The 17,010-nt window shown below is 66.4% G+C and carries 19 protein-coding genes and 1 pseudogene; 7 read left to right on the top strand and 13 right to left on the bottom strand.

The genetic code is table 11. The features are described from left to right. The 3 genes and pseudogenes from CC207_RS21020 to CC207_RS21010 all read left to right on the top strand — a co-directional run. Positions 1-260, top strand: a pseudogene (locus tag CC207_RS21020) (biotin synthase); the annotation flags it as partial. Continuing rightward, entirely contained in the window at positions 257-1,105 is an 849-nt protein-coding gene (locus CC207_RS21015; protein WP_088852699.1) for a TIGR03915 family putative DNA repair protein, read from the top strand. The pseudogene CC207_RS21020 and the gene CC207_RS21015, both read left to right, overlap by 4 nt. Positions 1,106-1,220: 115 nt before the next feature. Then, positions 1,221-3,386 (top strand): TonB-dependent siderophore receptor, encoded by a 2,166-nt coding sequence (locus CC207_RS21010; RefSeq protein ID WP_088852698.1) that lies wholly within the window; start codon positions 1,221-1,223, stop codon positions 3,384-3,386. Between the two features lie 50 nt (positions 3,387-3,436). On the opposite strand, the gene CC207_RS21005 is transcribed toward CC207_RS21010, so the two are convergent. The 5 genes from CC207_RS21005 to CC207_RS20985 are packed head-to-tail and all read right to left on the bottom strand — an operon-like array spanning position 3,437 to position 7,874. After that, positions 3,437-4,192 carry an ABC transporter permease gene (locus CC207_RS21005; RefSeq protein WP_028691824.1) on the bottom strand — a complete coding sequence of 252 codons (756 nt, stop codon included), beginning with the start codon at positions 4,190-4,192 and terminating at the stop codon, positions 3,437-3,439. Next, on the bottom strand, positions 4,192-5,397 hold the full coding sequence (locus tag CC207_RS21000; protein WP_069017216.1) for an ABC transporter substrate-binding protein: 1,206 nt from the start codon (positions 5,395-5,397) through the stop codon (positions 4,192-4,194). The genes CC207_RS21005 and CC207_RS21000 overlap by 1 nt, the downstream gene beginning before the upstream one ends. After that, entirely contained in the window at positions 5,384-6,205 is an 822-nt protein-coding gene (locus CC207_RS20995; protein ID WP_088852697.1) for an ABC transporter ATP-binding protein, read from the bottom strand. The genes CC207_RS21000 and CC207_RS20995 overlap by 14 nt, the downstream gene beginning before the upstream one ends. Then, entirely contained in the window at positions 6,202-7,266 is a 1,065-nt protein-coding gene (locus CC207_RS20990) for an acyl-CoA dehydrogenase family protein (RefSeq protein WP_062359718.1), read from the bottom strand. The genes CC207_RS20995 and CC207_RS20990 overlap by 4 nt, the downstream gene beginning before the upstream one ends. Positions 7,267-7,313: 47 nt before the next feature. Beyond that, the gene (locus CC207_RS20985) at positions 7,314-7,874 is read right to left on the bottom strand and encodes a carboxymuconolactone decarboxylase family protein (RefSeq protein WP_028691828.1); all 561 of its coding nucleotides are present in this window, start codon (positions 7,872-7,874) and stop codon (positions 7,314-7,316) included. A 102-nt stretch (positions 7,875-7,976) separates the two neighbouring features. Here CC207_RS20985 and CC207_RS20980 point away from each other — a divergent pair, with 102 nt between their 5' ends. Continuing rightward, a complete protein-coding gene (locus CC207_RS20980) occupies positions 7,977-8,885 on the top strand; it encodes an AraC family transcriptional regulator (RefSeq protein WP_088852696.1) in 909 nt (302 codons plus the stop codon). A gap of 12 nt (positions 8,886-8,897) precedes the next feature. Here the strand turns inward: CC207_RS20980 and CC207_RS20975 are convergent, their stop codons facing one another. The 5 genes from CC207_RS20975 to CC207_RS20955 form a co-directional block, all read right to left on the bottom strand. Further along, on the bottom strand, positions 8,898-9,776 hold the full coding sequence (locus CC207_RS20975; RefSeq protein WP_088852695.1) for a DMT family transporter: 879 nt from the start codon (positions 9,774-9,776) through the stop codon (positions 8,898-8,900). A gap of 184 nt (positions 9,777-9,960) precedes the next feature. After that, on the bottom strand, positions 9,961-12,060 hold the full coding sequence (locus CC207_RS20970) for a bifunctional diguanylate cyclase/phosphodiesterase (protein WP_088852694.1): 2,100 nt from the start codon (positions 12,058-12,060) through the stop codon (positions 9,961-9,963). A 140-nt stretch (positions 12,061-12,200) separates the two neighbouring features. Continuing rightward, positions 12,201-12,701, bottom strand: coding sequence for a GNAT family N-acetyltransferase (locus CC207_RS20965; protein ID WP_088852693.1), 501 nt, complete (start codon positions 12,699-12,701; stop codon positions 12,201-12,203). Positions 12,702-12,798: 97 nt separating this feature from the next. Beyond that, the gene (locus tag CC207_RS20960) at positions 12,799-13,215 is read right to left on the bottom strand and encodes a RidA family protein (protein WP_028691833.1); all 417 of its coding nucleotides are present in this window, start codon (positions 13,213-13,215) and stop codon (positions 12,799-12,801) included. 109 nt (positions 13,216-13,324) lie between these two features. Beyond that, positions 13,325-13,537 (bottom strand): PLDc N-terminal domain-containing protein, encoded by a 213-nt coding sequence (locus CC207_RS20955; protein ID WP_028691834.1) that lies wholly within the window; start codon positions 13,535-13,537, stop codon positions 13,325-13,327. 128 nt (positions 13,538-13,665) lie between these two features. Here CC207_RS20955 and CC207_RS20950 point away from each other — a divergent pair, with 128 nt between their 5' ends. Further along, a complete protein-coding gene (locus CC207_RS20950; RefSeq protein ID WP_088852692.1) occupies positions 13,666-14,415 on the top strand; it encodes an NAD-dependent deacylase in 750 nt (249 codons plus the stop codon). A 35-nt stretch (positions 14,416-14,450) separates the two neighbouring features. Here CC207_RS20950 and CC207_RS20945 read toward each other — a convergent pair whose 3' ends face one another. Continuing rightward, positions 14,451-14,918 carry an FAD/FMN-containing dehydrogenase gene (locus CC207_RS20945; RefSeq protein WP_088852691.1) on the bottom strand — a complete coding sequence of 156 codons (468 nt, stop codon included), beginning with the start codon at positions 14,916-14,918 and terminating at the stop codon, positions 14,451-14,453. 61 nt (positions 14,919-14,979) lie between these two features. Beyond that, positions 14,980-15,594, bottom strand: a complete 615-nt coding sequence (locus tag CC207_RS20940) for a LysE family translocator (RefSeq protein WP_088852690.1) — start codon at positions 15,592-15,594, stop codon at positions 14,980-14,982. Between the two features lie 112 nt (positions 15,595-15,706). Between CC207_RS20940 and CC207_RS20935 the strand changes: the two genes are divergently transcribed. Then, positions 15,707-16,159: an Lrp/AsnC family transcriptional regulator gene (locus CC207_RS20935; RefSeq protein ID WP_028691838.1), complete on the top strand. Its 453-nt coding sequence runs from the start codon at positions 15,707-15,709 to the stop codon at positions 16,157-16,159. Positions 16,160-16,177: 18 nt separating this feature from the next. On the opposite strand, the gene CC207_RS20930 is transcribed toward CC207_RS20935, so the two are convergent. Continuing rightward, positions 16,178-16,528, bottom strand: a complete 351-nt coding sequence (locus CC207_RS20930) for a hypothetical protein (RefSeq protein WP_028691839.1) — start codon at positions 16,526-16,528, stop codon at positions 16,178-16,180. Positions 16,529-16,704: 176 nt separating this feature from the next. Here CC207_RS20930 and CC207_RS20925 point away from each other — a divergent pair, with 176 nt between their 5' ends. Further along, positions 16,705-16,884, top strand: a complete 180-nt coding sequence (locus CC207_RS20925) for a hypothetical protein (protein WP_028691840.1) — start codon at positions 16,705-16,707, stop codon at positions 16,882-16,884. The last annotated feature ends 126 nt before the right edge of the window (positions 16,885-17,010 follow it).

Below are 17,010 nucleotides of genomic sequence, written 5' to 3'. Positions count from 1 at the left end.
ACGTCAACCGCGCCGAGCCGGCCCTGCTGGCGCGCATCCCAGGTATCGGCCTGCGCAGCGTGCAGCGCCTGGTGGCCCTGCGCCGCGAGCGGCGCATCCGCTACGACGACCTGATCCAGTTGCGCTGCGTGCTGGACAAGGCCCGCCCGTTCATCGTCACCAGCGACTACCGCCCGGCCCAGGCCGAGCTGCGCAGCGGCCTGCTGCGCGCCCGCCTGCGCGAACCCCAGGCACCGGTGCAGATGGGCCTGTGGGGATGATCGCGCTGGATTGCGATGACGACTTCGCCACCTGGCGCGACCAGGCGCGGCAACTGCTCGGCCATGGCATCGACCCGGCCACGGTGACCTGGGGCCAGGCGCGCATGGACGACCTGCTGGCCGTGCCCACGCCCCTGCCCGCCGGCCCCGGCCCGTTTCGCGCCCGCGTGCCGGCGGCGCTGCTGGCCCAACTGGAACAGGCCGGGCGTTACCGCGGCGAGCAACGCTGGAACCTGCTGTACGAAGTGCTGTGGCGCGTCGCCCATGGCGACCGCACCGCCATGCTCGCCGGCGACCGCCTGGGCAGCGAGATGCAGCGGCGCATCCGCCAGGTCGGCCGCGAAGCCCATCACCTGCATGCCTTCGTACGCTTCGTGCCACTGCCCGAGGCACTGGCCGAGCAGTTGCAACTGGACCTGGTGGCCTACCACGAACCTGCCCACGACATCCTCGACAGCGCCTGCGGGCATTTCGCCGATCGCCTGGGGCGCCAGCGCTGGTTGATCGCCACGCCCCGCGACGGCGTGCGCTTCGACGGCCAGCACCTGGACTACCGGCGCCAATGCCCGGAGCAATGGCGGCAGTGGGCGCGCAACGCCGAGGACCCCGGTGCCGAGCTGTGGCTGGCCTACTACCGGCACACCTTCAACCCCGCCCGGCTCAACCCCGGCGCGCTGCGCCAGCACCTGCCCGGGCGCTTCTGGCGTCATCTGCCGGAGGGCCCACTGATCCCTGAGCTGGTCGGCCAGGCGCGACATGGCAAACAGCGCGACGGGCAGGCGCTGGAGGTCGGGCGCCAGCGTGGCAAACGCATTGCTTCAGGGAACCACAAACCAAACGAATAGAACTTGTGAAAAGTTCACCATTTTCCGATTCGAAAGCATTGTTGCAGGCCTGACAATCCGACACACTTATTGCTAATTGTTCTCATAAGCACTAGCAATAAGGATAAAGCTCGGCATGTCACCGCACATCTCCCCTCACCGCTTCACGCCCACCCGCAACCTGTTGGCCATGGCCATCTGCATGGCGACCCTCACCCCGGCGCTGGCCGAGGAACAAGCGCCGGCCGTGATCGAGCTGGGCGCCACGGCCATCAACGACAGCAGCCTGGGCAGCACCACCGAGGGGTCGAAGTCGTACACCACTGGTTCCATGGCCACCGCCACCAAGCTGCCGTTGACCATGCGCGAAACGCCCCAGGCGGTGACCGTGATCACCCGCCAGCGCATGGACGACCAGGGCATGACCAGTATCAACGACGTGGCCCGGTACACGCCGGGGCTGTTCCTCAACCAGTCCAACGGTCCGGGCCGGCAGACCTACAAGGCCCGCGGCTTCGACGTCGACAACGTCATGTACGACGGCATCCCCAGCGCGTACACCGGCTGGGTGGTCGGCGCCCAGCCCAACTTGGCGATGTTCGACCGGGTCGAGGTGGTGCGCGGCGCCACCGGCCTGGTCACCGGTTCCGGCACGCCGTCGGCGGCCATCAACCTGGTGCGCAAGCGCCCGCTGGCGGAACAGAAGGTCACGCTCACCGGCGCCGCCGGCAGCTGGGACAACTACCGCGGCGAACTCGACGCCTCCAGCCCGCTCAACGACAGCGGCACACTGCGCGGCCGCGTGGTGGCCTCGTACCGCGACGCCAACGGCTTTCGTGATGGGCAGCAGGAAGACCACGGACTGTTCTATGCGATCACCGAGGCCGACCTGGGCGAGGACACCACCTTGACCCTCGGCCTGTCCCACCAGAAGGACAAGACCAACGTGTTCTGGGGCGCGATCCCCACCGACCTCAACGGCCACCACCAGGACCTGCCACGCTCGTACAACCCGGCCACCGACTGGGAGGTCAAGGACCAGGAGATCAACACCCTGTTCGCCGAGCTGCGCCAGCACCTGGCCAATGACTGGAAGCTGCAGGTCAACGCCATCTACAGCGAACAGAACGCGCTGTTCCGCGGCTCGTACCAATCGCGCTGGGACCTGGCCAAGCCGCTGAGCCGCACGGTCTACCAGTCGGCCCACGACGAGAACCAGCTGGGCCTGGACACCTTCGCCAGCGGCCCGTTCGAGGCCTTCGGCCGCACCCACGAGCTGGTGGTCGGTGCCAGCAAGCGCATCTACGACATGACCCAGCGCAACTACAGCCCCTACGACTTGGACTACCCCATCGACGGCGGCAAACCGGACTTCCTGCACACTGGCAGCAGCCGCTACCTGATCAACCAGGAAGGCGTGTACACCACCACCCGCCTGAGCCTGGCCGACCCGCTCAAGCTGATCCTCGGCGGGCGCCTGGACTGGTACGACTACGACCAGCGCGGCAGCAACGAGGGCGACTACAAGGTGACCCGCAACGTCACCCGCTATGCCGGCCTGATCTACGAGCTGGACGAGCACCACTCGCTGTACACCAGCTACACCGACATCTTCAAGCCTCAGGACAACAAAGACCCCAGCGGCACGCCGGTGCGACCGATCGAAGGCAAGAACTACGAAGTGGGCATCAAGGGCGAGTACTTCGACGGCGCGCTCAACGCCAGCCTCGCGGTGTTCCGTATCGACCAGCAGAACCGCGCGGTCGAGGTGGACAAGAGCCTGTGCCGGGCCGGCCAGTTCGCCTGCTACGAAGCCTCAGGCGAGGTGCGCAGCCAGGGGATCGACTTCGAGCTGCAGGGCGCGCTGACCGAGCAGTGGCAGATTGGCGCCGGCTACACCTATGCCCGTGTGCACAGGGTCAAGGACGCCAAGAACCCGCAGAACGTCAACAAGCCGTTCGAATCCGACACGCCGCAGCACCAGTTGAAGCTGTTCACCACCTACCGCTTCCAGGGCCCGCTGGAGAAACTGCGGGTCGGTGGCGGCGTTACCTGGCAAAGCCGCATGTACAACGACTTCACCGTGGCCGACGGCAGCAGCTACCGCCTCGAGCAGGGCGCCTACGCCGTCACCGACCTGATGGCCGGCTACGCGGTCACCCAGCACCTGGACCTGCAGCTCAACGCCAACAACGTGTTCGACAGGAAATACTACTCGTCGATCTCCAAGTCGGTGAACTATGGCGGCGATACCTTCGGCGATCCGCGCAACCTGATGCTGACGGCCAAGTACAGCTTCTGAATCCCAGGGCGCAAGGATGCGCCTCCATGCCTAACACGCTTCTACAGACTTCACGCATGCACCCACCGCCGATGCAGCCCGCGCGCCAGGGCATCGAGCATGAACCCCAGCACACCGATCAGCAGCACCATCGCCATCAGCTCCGAGTAGGCCAGCCGATCGCGGGTATCGAGGATGAAGTATCCCAAGCCGGCGCTAACCCCAAGCATTTCGCACGGCACCAGCACGATCCACAGGATGCCGATGGCCAGGCGCACACCGGTCAGCACATGGCCGATCACCCCGGGGATGACCACCTTGCACAAGGTCTCCCAGCGCGTGGCACTGAGGCTGCGGCTCAACTGCAACCAGCGCGGGTCGAGCTGGCGCACCCCGGCGGCGGTGTTCAGCAAAATCGGCCACAGCGCGGCGAAGGCCAGCAGGAAGTAGATCGGCTGGTCGCCCACGCCCATCAGCATCACCACCACCGGCATCCACGACAGCGGCGAGATCATGCGCAGGAACTGGAACGCCGGCGTGGTCGCCGCCTCCAGGTGCCGGTAGCTGCCCACCAGCAGGCCCAGCGGCACGCCGATCAGCAGCGCCAGCAACAGGCCGACGAGGATGCGTTTCAAGCTTACCCAGATGTGCCCATAGACCTCGCCCTGCCCCAGCAACTCCACCAGGCTTTGCAGCGTGGCCTGGGGCGCGAAGCGCGCCGACAGGCCATCGGCGGCGCCGAACAGGCGCACGCCCGCCCACCACAGCAACAACAGCGCCGCCAGGCCCGCCAGGCCCAGGGCACCATGCACGACATGCCTGCGCATCAGACCGCGAACTCCTCGCTACGCTGGAAGTTCTCGGCAATGCCGAACGCGGCCGGGCCACCCACGGCGGCGATGGCGTTGCGCACGAAACGCTCATCCACCAGGTCGCGGGCAGTCTGCGCCGGGTCCAGACCGGCAAGGAAATCGCTCTCGCCGACGATCAGGGTGTTCTTCAGGCGCTTGACCAGTTCCTCGGTGTAGCTGGGGAAGGGGTAAGGCTGGAAGTCGATGCGCTTCTCGTCCCACTGCTGGTGCTGGATCGCGCCGCTGGCGATGTAGCCGGCGCGATCTTCGGCGGAAGGCGCCAGCACCTTGGTCAGCACCGCCGGCTCGTGCGGGGTGTACTTGTTGGGGCCGGCCTTGGACAGCAGGGCTGCGGCCTCGGCGCGGTGCTCGCGGGTCCACTGCTGGGCCTTGACGATGGCGTTGACCACCTTCTGCGACCACTCCGGGCGATTGTTCAGGTCGTGCTCGTGCATGAACACCACGCAGCAGGCATGGTTGCGCCAGACATCACCGGTGAAGCGCTGCACGCGGCCAACCTTGAGGTTCTCGGCCAGGGCGTTGAACGGCTCGGCGACGATATAGCCAGCAATGCGCTTGCTGGCCAGGGCCGGCGGCATGTCCGACGGCGGCAGCACCAGCAGGTTGACCTCGTTGTCCGCCAGTTGCGCGTCGGCCGGCTTGGACACGGGCTTCAGACCGTTGTCACCGAGCATCTGCTGCAGCACCACGTTGTGGATCGAGTACCAGAACGGAATGGCCACGGTCTTGCCGCCGAGCTGCTTCATCTCGGTGATGTCCGGGGCCACGGTCAGGCCCGAGCCACCGACATGGTTCCAGGCCACGACCTTGGCCGGCACCTTGCTACCGTAGCGCGCCCACACGGTCATCGGCGACAGCAGGTGGATGACGTTGACCTGGCCGGAGATGAATGCCTCGATCACCTGCGCCCAGCTGCGCAGCAGCACCGGGCGCTCGGCCTTGATGCCCTCGGCCTCGAACAGGCCGTTGTTGTGCGCCACCAGCAAAGGTGTGGCGTCGGTAATCGGCAGGTAGCCGATACGCACGGGCGCGTCCGGCTCGGCGGCGGCGCGGGCCTGCAGGCTCGACAGCAGCGGCACGGCACCGGCGGCGGTAAGCATGGCGCTCAGCTTGAGAAAATCGCGACGGGACGTCGTGGAACAGCAGTCATCCATGCACATGGACAGCCTCCGAGGGCAAGGGGGGTGGAGTGGGTTCGGCTGTGCGGCTTGCCCGCCGAAGGGTTTTCAGGATCTCGATGCGCAGCGCGCCCAGTTCCTCGACCCGCTGCGCGCGGGGCTGCGGCAGGTCGATGTGCCACTGGCCGAGGGTGCGCGCCGGGTGGTTGCCCAGTAGCAGCACGCGATCGGACAGCAGCAGGGCTTCGTCGATATCGTGGGTAATCAGCACCGCAGCGGTATTGTGGGTGGCGATCAGTTGCAGCAGCAGTTGCTGCATGTCGGCCCGGGTCACCTCGTCCAACGCGCCGAAGGGTTCGTCCAGCAACAGCACCTCGGGCTGGCGCGCCAGGCAGCGGGCCAGCGCGGTGCGCTGGGCCATGCCGCCGGACAGCTGCGCCGGGTACTGGCCACGGGCATGGCCCAGGCCCACCGCGTCGATGGCATGGTCGATCCGTGCACGCCGCTCGGCCGCCGACAGCTTGGGCTGGTGGGCGAAGTCGAGGCCGAAGGCGACGTTCTTCTCAAGGGTCAGCCAGGGCAGCAGGCTGGGATCCTGGAACGCCACCGCCAGACGCGGATGCGGCCCCTGCAGCGGCTCGCCGCGCAACTGCACGCGGCCGCCACGTGCCTGCTGCAGGCCGGCCAGCACACGCAGCAGGCTGGATTTGCCGACCCCGCTGGGGCCGAGGATGCTGACCACCTCCCCCGGCGCCAGCGCCAGGTCGAACTGCTCCAGCACCGCCTGCCAGCCACCCTCGCGCGGGTAGCCCAGGCTGATGTCACGGGCTTCGAGTAGCACGTCGGTCATGCAGAGGCCGCCTGGCGTTGCAGCTCGGCGCGCAGTTGCACCAGGCTCGGAGTGACGATCGGCACGAACGCCGACTCGCGCCAGCGGCGGGCGAAGCCCTCGCCATAGGCGGTCAGGTAGGCCTTGCCACCGCTGGCCTGCAGCTCCAGCTGCACGGCGTCGGCGGCGCATTCGGCGAGGGTGATGCGCAGTTTGAACAAGGCGGCCGGCTGGCCCTGGAAGCGGTCGTCGCGCAGCCCCTGCTTGAGCTCGGCGACGGTGTTCTCCAGGCGCTCGGCGAGCACCTGGCGGGCCTCCTCGAGGAAGGCGCCACGCCCTTGCAGGTGCGCCTGTGCCTCCTCCAGGGCGCGGCGTGCCAGGCCGATGGCCATGCCGCACTGCAGCGCCAGGAACGCCGGACGCACCCTGGGCAGAAACGCGCGGGCGTTGTCGTGTAGCAGCCAGTCGCGCGCCAAAGGCACCTGGTGGAAGGCCAGCGCCGCCGTGTTGCTCGACTGAAGGCCCATCAGTTGCAGGTCGTCGGAGCGCTCCAGGCCCGGCGCGTTCGACGGGATGGCGACCACGAACGGCGCGCCACCGGTATCATCCTCGATGGCCGCGGCCACCACGAAACCGTGCTGGCGCAGGTTGGTCACCCAGTGCAGGCGTCCTTCCAGATTCCAGCCATCGCTCGCGGCGCGGCCACGCACCTGCAAGGCCTCGATGCCGGAAAGGAACTTCATGGCGTTGGACAGGCCGGTGGCCCCGGCCAGCTCGCCCTTCAGCAGGTCGGGCAGCAGCCGCTCGCACAGCGCCCGGTTGGGGCTTTGCAGCAAGTATTCGATGAAGGCGCGCTGGCCCCAGCAGACGAAGGCCGCGGCCAGCGAATGGCTGGCGATGGCGGCGATGGCCTCGACCGCCGCGGTGACGTCGCCACCCGAGCCGCCAAGGGCCGGGTCGACGCCGATGCGCAGCAGTTGCGATTCGGCGATCTGCGCCAGCACCCGGTGTGGATCGCACTGGCCCTGGTCGATGGCCTCGGCATTGGCATCCAGCCATTGTCGAAATGCATGATCAAGCATGTCCCTACTCCTGTTGAAACGCCGGGCGCGCCGGCATCAGGCCCCGATCAGGCCGATGGCTGCCAGCGGTACTTGCCGAGCTCGTCGTTGAGCGGCGTCTGGGCGAACACATTAGCAAAGTTGCACAGGGTTGCGAGGCTCACGCCGAGAATCACTTCCAGGGCGTTGCCTTCGCTGAAACCGGCATCGCGAAACGCCTGATAGGTGGTGTCAGAAACGTTGCCACGGGTGTCGATCACCTCGCGGGCGAACGCGGCCAGGGCCTCGTAGCGGGCGTCGGGCAGCTCGCCACGGGCACGCAGGGCATCGACCACTTCCTGGGGCAGCTTGGCCTTGTTCAGCGCCACGGCGGTGTGGCCGGCAACGCAGAAATCGCAGCCATGCTGGGTGGCGGCGATCAGTTGCACCACTTCGCGCTCGGCCAGGGTCAGCTCGGATTTGCCGTTGAGCGCCGAGACGGTAACGTAGGTTTCCAGCGCCGCCGGGGCGTTGGCCAGGATGCCCAGCAGGTTGGGGATGAAGCCGGAGTTCTTTTGCGCGTTCTCAAGGAATGGGCGGGCGGCTTCCGGGGCGGTCTGCAGGCTGTGTAGAGTGATGCGTGCGGACATGGAGTGGTCTCCTTTGATGTAGGTCGCTACAGTCTGTTGGTTATAAGAAGTAGCATCCATATTCATCAGTCGCCTTTCCTTGCTCCAGAGTCCTTGCATTAGATGATTTCTTTCAGCCCCCTCGTCGATTGGTTATTAGAGAGCCTGGAGCTCGAGGCCAGCCTGTTCCATGTCGGCCGCTACTGCGGCGGCTGGCACGCCAGCACCCAGGGCATGGGCCGGGCCAGTTTCCACCTGGTGGTGCAGGGCCATTGCTGGCTGCATATCGATGGCCAGGCGCAGCCGCTGCGCCTGGAGAGCGGCGATGCGGTGTTCCTTTTGCGTGACCTGGCCTATCGGCTGTCCGGCGACGAGGAGGCCGGCGACGCCTGTGCCCAACCGCGCCGAAGCATGCAGGCGCTGGACCTCGAAGCCGGAGACGGCGTGGGGCTAGTGTGCGGGTTCTTCCACTTCCAGTCGGGGTTGTCGTCGCTGATCGTCGACGGGCTGGCGGACTGGATCCTGCTGCGCGCCAGCGAGCCGGCCGGCAGCGCGGCGCGGGCGCTGTTCGGGCTGATCCTCGAGGAATGCCGTCGTCCGCAGCCCTCCCAGGCGCTGCTCGAACGCCTCACCCACCTGTTGTTCCTGTATGTGCTGCGCCAGCAGGTGCACGCCGGCCAGTCGCTGGGCGGCCTGGTCGCCCTCGCCCGCCAGCCGGCCTTCGCCGGCTTGCTGGAACGCCTGATAGAGGAGCCGGGGCAGGCCTGGACGCTGGAGAGCATGGCGGCCTGCACGGGGCTTTCGCGCTCGGCCTTCTTCAAGCGCTTCAACGAGCTGGCCGGGCAATCGCCCGGGCAGGTACTGCTGGCGCTGCGCATGCGCCATGCCTGCCAATTGCTCAAGACGGGCAATACCGTCGAACAGGTGGGCGCGCAGGCGGGCTATCAGTCAGTGGCGGCCTTTACCCGGGCATTCGCCAAGGCGGTCGGCGTGCAGCCAGGAGCCTATCGCAAACAGCAGGGTGCGGGATAAGGCGCAGCCCCCTCAGGGCCGCCGCTGCATCCACGCCGCCCCCAGCCCGCTGAGGCAGATCACCGCGATGCCGACCAGGCTTGTGCCGTCCGGCACCTGGCCGAACACCACCAGGCCCAGCAACCCGGCGAACACGATCTGGCAATAGCTGAGCGGCGCCAATAACGCCGGCGCCGCATGGCGGAACGCCTGGGTCAACAACAGGTGCGCGGTCATCCCGCAGCCACCCAGCGCCAGCATCAGCGGCACATGGGACCATTGCGGCGCCTGCCAGAAAAACGGCACCAGTGCCGTCATGATCAGGGTGTTGCACAACCCCGCGTAGAAGTTGCTGGTGGTCGGGCTGTCGTGGGCCGCCAGTTTGCGCGTCAGCAACTGGTAGAAACAGAACCCCAGCGCCGAGCCGAAGGGAAACAGGATGGCCGGGGTGAACATCGCTCCCCCCGGGTGCACCACCACCAGCACGCCGACAAAGCCCATCACCACCGCCAGCCACTGCCCCGGCGTCACCCGCTCCTTGAGCAGCGGCACCGACAGCGCGGTGACCAGTACCGGCGCGAGGAAGTTGACCGAAGTCGCCTCCGCCAGCGGCAGGTACTGCAACCCGGCGGTGAACAGCAGGCTGGTGCTGAGCAGGCTCAACGCGCGCAGGGTCTGCAGCAACGGCCGGCGGGTACGCAGCACCGCGAGGCCCGCCTTGGGCAGGAAGATCCCGGCCATCAGCACGGTGTGCACCAGGTAACGCACCCAGACCACCATGATGATCGGATAGATCCCACCGAGGAATTTCGACAGTGCGTCGTGGCTGGCGAACAGGAAAGTGGCCACCACCACCAGGGCGATGCCGCGCAGTGGCTGGTTGACTCCGGACAGCGACGAACTGGAACTCATGAGGCTCTCGGGCGAGGGCCCCGGCATGGTGCCGGGGCATGGGCGGATTCTAGAAGAGAACCCGGGGACGCGACAAAGCCTTGTGGTCCAGCTGGTACATTTTGTTCGCTGATCGACCACTTTTACCCAAGTGGCCAGGATCTCAGTTGTGATGCAACGATTGCTGAGGCCGCTTTGCGGCCTGTCAGGCTCGCGGCAGCACCTGCGTCAAGCGCTCGCTCGCCGGCGCCGGCCGGCCATACAAGTAGCCCTGGAAATGCGAACACCCCTCGGCCAGCAGGCGCTCCATCTGCTCGGCCGACTCCACCCCTTCGGCCGTGGTCTTGATCATCAGGCTGTTGGACAGCTCGGTGATGGCGCGGATGATCGACATCGCCTCGCGGCTTTCGCACATGTCGTGGACGAACGACTTGTCGATCTTGATCCGGTCGAATGGGAACGAGCACAGGTAGCCCAGCGAAGAATACCCCGTGCCGAAATCGTCGAGGGAAATCGACACCCCCAGGTCCTTCAGCGCGCGTAGGGTCCGCACGTTCTCCTCGCTGCTGCCCAGCAGCACCGACTCGGTGATCTCCAGCTCCAGGCGCGTGGCCGGCAGGCCTGAATCGGCCAGGGCCAGGGCCACGGTATGCACCAGGTTGGCATTCTTGAACTGCACCGCCGAGAGGTTGACCGATACCGTCTGCGTGGTGCCCCAGCTGGCCGCCTCCTGACACGCCAGGTTCAGCGCCCGGGCGCCGATCTCGTGGATCAGGCCGGTTTCCTCGGCGATGGGAATGAAATCCATCGGCATGATCATGCCGCGGCTCGGGTGTTCCCAGCGCAGCAGGGCCTCGTAACCGGTAACAGTGGCGCTCTGCTGGTCCACCACCGGCTGGTAGTGCAGTTGCAGCTGGCCCAGGTGCAGCGCGGTGCGCAGGTCAGTCTCGACCAGGCGGCGCTGGCGGGCGGCGACATCCAGTTCGACATGAAAGCACTCGTAGCGGTTGCGGCCGTTGCGCTTGGCCTCGTACAGGGCCATGTCGGCGTAGCCCAGCAACTGCTCGGCCTGGTGGTGGTCATCGGGCGCGACCGCCACGCCGATGCTCACCCCTACGCTGAACTGGTGCCCTTCGATATGGAACGGCGGGCAGATCGCCTCGATCAGGCGCTGGGCGGTGATGCGCGCGGCGTCACAGGTCTCCAGGCCCGACAGCACCACGGCGAACTCGTCGCCGCCAAGCCGGGCCAGGGTGTCGTGCTCGCGCAGCTCGCGGCGCAGGCGCTTGCCCAGGGCGCGCAGCAGCTTGTCGCCGAAGGCGTGGCCGAGGGTGTCGTTGATGTTCTTGAAGTTGTCCAGGTCCAGGCACAGGGCAGCGGTCAGCTTGCCGCTGTCCTCGCCGCGCAGCAACGCCTGCTTGAGACGTTCATGGAACAGGGTTCGATTGGGCAGCCCGGTCAGCGCATCGTGATGGGCCATGTGGTGGATCTGGGCATGGGCGGCCAGTTCCTCGGTGGCGTCCTCGGCGACGAACAGCACGTAGTCCCCCTGCCCTTCACGATTGTCGCAGAGCGTGGCCCGGCTGCGCAGCGTACGCGGCCCCGTGGCGGTGTCGACCCGGGTTTCGGCGGCGTAGCCCTTGGTGCTGCGCGCCCCGCGCGCCAGCTGCTGCTCGAGGTAGTCGACGGCCGCCGGCACCAGGCATTGGCGCGGCAACTGGCCGACCATGCGTGTGCCCTGGCGGCCGAACAAGCGCTCGGCCTGCTGGTTGGCCAGGAGGATCTGCTGGCTCTGCAGGTCCTGGACAATGACGCTGGCGGGAATGTTGGCGATCACCGAGTCGAGGAACTGCGACAGCGTGGTCATCTCCTGGCTGTACTGTTCGGCCAACTCCTTGGCCTTGAGCAGCTCCAGCTCATGCTGGCGGCGCTCGGAAATGTCGCGGGTGATCTTGGCATAGCCGATCAACTGGCCGCTGTGTTCATCCTTGATCGGCTCGATCACCACGCTGGTCCAGAAGTGCGACCCGTCCTTGCGCTGGCGCAGCCCTTCGGCCTGGAAACGCCCCTCGTTGCGCGCGGTGTCCAGGCTGCGTGCCGGCAGCCCGGCATGGCGGTCCTCGTCGGTATAGAACACCGAGAAGTGCTGGCCGATGATCTCCTCGGCCTGGTAGCCCTTGGCCCGCTGCGCGCCCGGGTTCCAGTTGGCGACAATGCCCTCGGGGGTGAGCTGGTAGATGGCGTAGTCCGCCACGCTCTGGATCAACAACCGGTACATCATGTCGGGATTGGCGGCGAGCGACATGGGAATGACCTGACTCCTTCACAGCAGGAATAGGAAACCTCCGGACCGTACGTCGGAACAGTCCGAAATTACGAAGTGCTGGCATTATGCCGCTCGACGCGGGGCTTTTGTGAAGTGCGTCACAAAAAATCCGCAAGGTTTCAGTGCCGCTGCCGGGTCACCAGGAAGTTGCGCAGTGGCGGCTCATCATCAAGCGTGATCTCCCGTACCGCACGCGGCAGGTCCGCCAGCACTGCCTGGCAGAACGCCAGTGCCGGGGCATCCGCGGGATAGCAGCTCACCAGCCAGTCGCTGTCGCCTTCGCACAGCGTCTGCCGCGCCACCGCCAGGCCCACGCCCTGGCGGCGGTACTTCTTGAGGATGAACAGGTCGGCCAGCTCGCAGGCCTCGATGCCGGGCAGCTCGCTGCGCTCGATGAGCATGAAGCCGGCGATGAAGCCGTCCACCAGGATCAGGCTGGCGCTCCAGCCGGGGGTTTGCCAGTAGCGGGCGAAGTGCGGCTCGTGAATGTAGAAGCGCCCGTCCACCTCGACGTCCTCCTGCTCCCAGTCGGAGGATTCGTAAGCGTAGAACTGGTAGAGGTTACGCACCAGCTCGGCGTGCTCGGGGCCGGTCTGGAGCAACTCGACAGGGACAGTCATGGTGCAGGCTCGATCAATTCGCAAATCGCGAGTCTACCAGCCCAGCGTGGGGCAAGCCCTTGCACGATGGTTTGGACTATCCCCCTGTAGGGCCAGGTTATTCGGGCAGCGCCGCCATCGCATCCACTTCCACCAGCATTCCGTCCAGCGCCAGGCGCGGGACTGGAATCAGCGTGCAGGTCGGCGTCATTCGGTCACCCCAGGCGCGCTGGGCCTCGGCCACCCACTGGCTCAGGCGCGCCTCGGAATGGTCGACCACCAGCAAGGTGAGCTTGAACACGTGCTCAAGGGCAGCCCCACGGGAGGCCAGGGCGATCTTCAGATTCACCAGGGCCTGGCGCGCCTGCTCATCGAAACGCGCCGACAGGTTGCCCTGCAGGTCTTCGCCGCCCTGCCCTGCGATGTACAGCAGACGGCTGCCGGCACGCACTTCGGCGACGTGGGAATAGGCATTGCCACTGGGGTCGTAGAGGCCTTCGGGGTTGCTTAGGGCGAAGGCGGCTGGCTGGGTCATGGTATCGCTCCGTCGATGGAATGAGCGGCCGAGTATCAAACCTCAGGTTAAGTCGAGGTCAAGCCCTTCAAACCACCGCGGATCGTGCCCCCTTTAATATCCAACGCCTCTATTTTTCGTGCAGCACCGCCCGCCCCTTCACTGCCCGCGGCCCGCGCCAAGCCCAGATCAACAGGCCGGGGAACGGCGCGTAGACCACGAACACCACCCACAGCATCTTGCGTTCGGCGCGCCGGTCACTGCCGATGATATGCCAGATGGCCCAGAGCTCCAGGAGGATGACCACGAGGGCGACGACGAACCACAGTGTTCCGATTTCCATGAGTTTTCTCCTATTGGCATGTACTGGGTTGGGTCGCCGAACACAGCAAGGGTTCACTCGGATCTTGTCCGGCCTGCCACCCACTGGCACAGTGGGTAGCTGTCCAGCACCCACGCCGTGGAGCCCCCATGCCGTTCGATCCAACCTTGCTCGCCCAAGCCCGCCATGTGGTGGTGTTCACCGGCGCCGGCGTCAGCGCCGAAAGCGGCATTGCCACCTTCCGCGACAAGCTGACCGGGTTGTGGGAACGCTTCGACCCGGCGCAGCTGGCCAGTGCCGAAGGTTTTCGCGCCGACCCGGCGCTGGTCTGGGGCTGGTACCAGATGCGCCGCGCCGGGATCGCCCAGGCCACGCCAAACGCCGCCCACCTGGCCATCGCCGCGCTGGCGACGCGGGTGCCGAAGCTGACGCTGGTGACGCAGAACGTCGATGACCTGCACGAACGCGCTGGCAGCCAGAACGTGCTGCATTTGCATGGCCGGCTGGATGCGTTCCGCTGCCTGGACTGCGCGCGCCGGGTGGACGGACCGGTGGCCGTGCCCGAGGACGCCCTGCAAGGCCGGCGCATCGAGCCTCCACGTTGCACCCACTGCGCCGGGCCGGTACGCCCCGGGGTGGTATGGTTCGGCGAGAGGTTGCCGGAGCAGACGCTGGCGCGGGCATTCGACGCCGCGCAGCAATGCGATGTGCTGTTGTCGGTGGGAACGTCCGGCGTGGTGCAGCCGGCGGCCTCGATGCCACGCCTGGCGTTGGCGGCGGGGGCGACAGTGGTGCAGGTCAACCCGCAGCCTGCGAGTGAGCAGCATCCGCGGGCATTCGCGTTGGCCGGCAAGGCGGGCGAGGTGTTGCCTGAATTGATGCGCCAGGCGTTTCCCTGAACCTGCCGAGCTGTCGCCGGGCAAGCCCGCAGGTTTCAGCGGCTGGCCTGGTCCAATGCCGCTTTCAGGTCATCGGCAGCGGTATAGCTCTTCTGCCCGACCAGTACGCCATTGTCCAGCGAGAGCCACAACACCTTGCCCTGCTCCCCGGCATAGCGGCTGGCGACCCGGCCTTCACGGTCCAGCAGCACCCGGTAGCTGTAGTCGCGCATGACCGGGATGGCGAACAGCTTGCTGATCAGTGCCGGCATGCGCTGGATATCCGCAACAAACACCGCACCACGCGCCTCAAGATAGCCCTTGGGTTGTTCGGCCAGCGCCGCCTTCACCAGCTTGGCACCGTCCATGTCGCGGGCAACCAGCAGGATGCGGGTGTCGGCGCCCAGACTGTAGGGCTGATCGTACTGGTCAAGCAGGGTCCAGGGTGCGAGGGTTTCCCCGGTCTGCACGGCATGGGCCAGCAACGGAAGCAGGCTGAGCAAGAGTGCGGCGGCGTATTTCATTGTTGGCGGTTCCGGTTCAAGAAGGTCGTCAGCATAGCCCAAGCCGCCGCTGTTGAGAGGATCAACGCAACTGTCCGGCAACCAGCCCCACGGCAATCAGGATCATCACGCCGCCGGACAGCCGCCCCACCGCCCGCGCCGCCACAGGCCGGGTGCGCAGCACGGCCTTGGCCCCATAGCCGACCATCAGGTAGACCACCAGCGAGCTGCCCAGGTGTACCAGCCCCAGCAGCAGGATCTGCAGCGGCAGCGGCCAGCTCGACTGCGGATCGGTGAACTGCGGCAACAACGCCAGGAACAACAGGAAGACCTTGGGGTTGAGCCCACTCACGCACAGGCCCTTGAACGCCCAGCGCGACCCCGAGTCTCGCTCGCCGCCTTCGCCCGCCTCGGGCACCGCCGGGCTCAGCAGCAGGTTGCCGCCCAGCCACAGCAGGTAAACGCAGCCAGCCAAGGTCAGCAGGGTGAGCGCCAGCGGGTGCCCGGCGAGCAGGCTACCGACCCCGGCCGCCACCACCAGGGTGACCAGGAAATGCCCGGAGAGCATGCCGGCCACCGCCGGTACCACCCAGCGCCCGCGCATGCCGGCCGAGATGGCATAGGCCCAGTCGGCACCAGGGGTGATCACGAACAGCAGGGAGACGGCCCAGAACGCCGCCAATACACTCATGGTCATGTCGACCCTTCCTTCCACACAGGTTTCGGTGAAAGAAAGACTACGGATATCACCCGGGGATTTTCTTTCGTATATTCCCTGCAACACGCCGAATACTGGAAGATTCTCCCCTATGGATCGAACCGATCGAAAAATCCTTGCCGAGCTGCAGAAGGACGGACGCCTGTCGGTTACCGAACTGGCCGAGCGCGTGGGCCTGAGCCTGTCGCCCTGCCACCGCCGCCTCAAGGCGCTGGAGGAATCCGGCGCCATCCTCGGCTACCACGCTCGCCTGGCCCCGGCGGCCCTGGGCCTGAATTTCGCCGCGCTGGTGTTCGTGACCCTGCGTGAAGTGACCCGCCAGCCGGTGGCGGACTTCGAGGCGGCGCTCGGGGAAATTGCGCAGATTGTCGAGGCCCAACGCCTGTTCGGCGATCCGGACTACTTGCTGCATGTGGTGGCCAAGGACCTGCCGGCGTTCCAGAAACTGTACGACGAACAGCTTACGAGCATCCCCAATGTCAAGCGCTTGAGCTCGACACTGGTGATGAAAGAAGTGATTCAGGACAGGTTGTTGCCGATGTGACCACCGGCGGGGATGGCCCTACAGGCAGGTCGCCGCCGCCGCGCGACGGCGCAGGGCCATCTGGTCGTCCTTCTGCGCGTAGTAGTCCACACGGGTGCCCCCGGCCTGGGCGTAGACATCGACGAACGACTCGGCCTCTCGGGTGTACACCGTGAACCCACCCTGCTTGCGCGCCTCCAGGTAACCGCTGGCATCGACCCCGAAGGTGTTTTCCTCCTGCCAGCTGAACTGGATGCACTGGGCGACCAGGTCCGGCGTCTTGTGCGAATCCAGGCGTGCGGTGGGCGACCCGTTGCGCGCCGCTTCCATGGTCGACGATGCACAGCCCGCCAGCAGCAGCGCCACGGTGATCGGCAGAATTGCTCGCATGTTCCATCCTCGGGACAAAAAAGAAGCTGACTCTAGCACCGCCTGGCCGACCGGGGAATCGCCGCTGCCGCTCATCGCCGCCGCGATAAAAATTTGCGCGACAAAGAACCAAATCGATCGCCACAGGTCTCAGGAGGTACCGCGTAAACCGTTGCGGATCAAGGACCTATAACGTGATGAAACGCTTTGCCAGCCTTTCGATGATCGCCACCCTGCTGCTGCTCGGCGGCTGCTACAGCAATCACTACCACGACGATGACGACGGCTGGCGCGACCGTGACCGCGGCCACCGTCATCACCATCGCCACGACCGTGACGATGACGACCGCCAGTACCGTGACCGCTACTACCGCTGAAGCGTCATTCCAACCCTGACTCGCCGCCAATCACGCGGCACCCTACTTCTGATGACTTCCCTGAGGTTCACAACATGCGTCTGACTCTGCCTTCCCTCGCCCTCGGCCTGCTGCTCTGCCAGGGCG

The organism is Pseudomonas sp. DrBHI1 (assembly GCF_002205115.1).
Lineage (GTDB): Bacteria > Pseudomonadota > Gammaproteobacteria > Pseudomonadales > Pseudomonadaceae > Aquipseudomonas > Aquipseudomonas mosselii.
Note: the sequence above shows the minus strand (reverse complement) of the source record. Positions and strands in the feature narration are given on the sequence as shown.

What these genes read in the sequence shown, in the direction of transcription:
- CC207_RS20975 (WP_088852695.1), bottom strand. Translation starts at nt 9,776, where the DNA reads ATGAGTTCCAGTTCGTCGCTGTCCGGAGTCAACCAGCCACTGCGCGGC.
- CC207_RS20965 (WP_088852693.1), bottom strand. Translation starts at nt 12,701, where the DNA reads ATGACTGTCCCTGTCGAGTTGCTCCAGACCGGCCCCGAGCACGCCGAG.
- CC207_RS20985 (WP_028691828.1), bottom strand. Translation starts at nt 7,874, where the DNA reads ATGTCCGCACGCATCACTCTACACAGCCTGCAGACCGCCCCGGAAGCC.
- CC207_RS20960 (WP_028691833.1), bottom strand. Translation starts at nt 13,215, where the DNA reads ATGACCCAGCCAGCCGCCTTCGCCCTAAGCAACCCCGAAGGCCTCTAC.
- CC207_RS20995 (WP_088852697.1), bottom strand. Translation starts at nt 6,205, where the DNA reads ATGACCGACGTGCTACTCGAAGCCCGTGACATCAGCCTGGGCTACCCG.
- CC207_RS20970 (WP_088852694.1), bottom strand. Translation starts at nt 12,060, where the DNA reads ATGTCGCTCGCCGCCAATCCCGACATGATGTACCGGTTGTTGATCCAG.
- CC207_RS20955 (WP_028691834.1), bottom strand. Translation starts at nt 13,537, where the DNA reads ATGGAAATCGGAACACTGTGGTTCGTCGTCGCCCTCGTGGTCATCCTC.
- CC207_RS20980 (WP_088852696.1), top strand. Translation starts at nt 7,977, where the DNA reads ATGATTTCTTTCAGCCCCCTCGTCGATTGGTTATTAGAGAGCCTGGAG.
- CC207_RS21005 (WP_028691824.1), bottom strand. Translation starts at nt 4,192, where the DNA reads ATGCGCAGGCATGTCGTGCATGGTGCCCTGGGCCTGGCGGGCCTGGCG.
- CC207_RS20945 (WP_088852691.1), bottom strand. Translation starts at nt 14,918, where the DNA reads ATGAAATACGCCGCCGCACTCTTGCTCAGCCTGCTTCCGTTGCTGGCC.
- CC207_RS21015 (WP_088852699.1), top strand. Translation starts at nt 257, where the DNA reads ATGATCGCGCTGGATTGCGATGACGACTTCGCCACCTGGCGCGACCAG.
- CC207_RS20935 (WP_028691838.1), top strand. Translation starts at nt 15,707, where the DNA reads ATGGATCGAACCGATCGAAAAATCCTTGCCGAGCTGCAGAAGGACGGA.
- CC207_RS20925 (WP_028691840.1), top strand. Translation starts at nt 16,705, where the DNA reads ATGAAACGCTTTGCCAGCCTTTCGATGATCGCCACCCTGCTGCTGCTC.
- CC207_RS20930 (WP_028691839.1), bottom strand. Translation starts at nt 16,528, where the DNA reads ATGCGAGCAATTCTGCCGATCACCGTGGCGCTGCTGCTGGCGGGCTGT.
- CC207_RS20950 (WP_088852692.1), top strand. Translation starts at nt 13,666, where the DNA reads ATGCCGTTCGATCCAACCTTGCTCGCCCAAGCCCGCCATGTGGTGGTG.
- CC207_RS20940 (WP_088852690.1), bottom strand. Translation starts at nt 15,594, where the DNA reads ATGACCATGAGTGTATTGGCGGCGTTCTGGGCCGTCTCCCTGCTGTTC.
- CC207_RS21000 (WP_069017216.1), bottom strand. Translation starts at nt 5,397, where the DNA reads ATGTGCATGGATGACTGCTGTTCCACGACGTCCCGTCGCGATTTTCTC.
- CC207_RS21010 (WP_088852698.1), top strand. Translation starts at nt 1,221, where the DNA reads ATGTCACCGCACATCTCCCCTCACCGCTTCACGCCCACCCGCAACCTG.
- CC207_RS20990 (WP_062359718.1), bottom strand. Translation starts at nt 7,266, where the DNA reads ATGCTTGATCATGCATTTCGACAATGGCTGGATGCCAATGCCGAGGCC.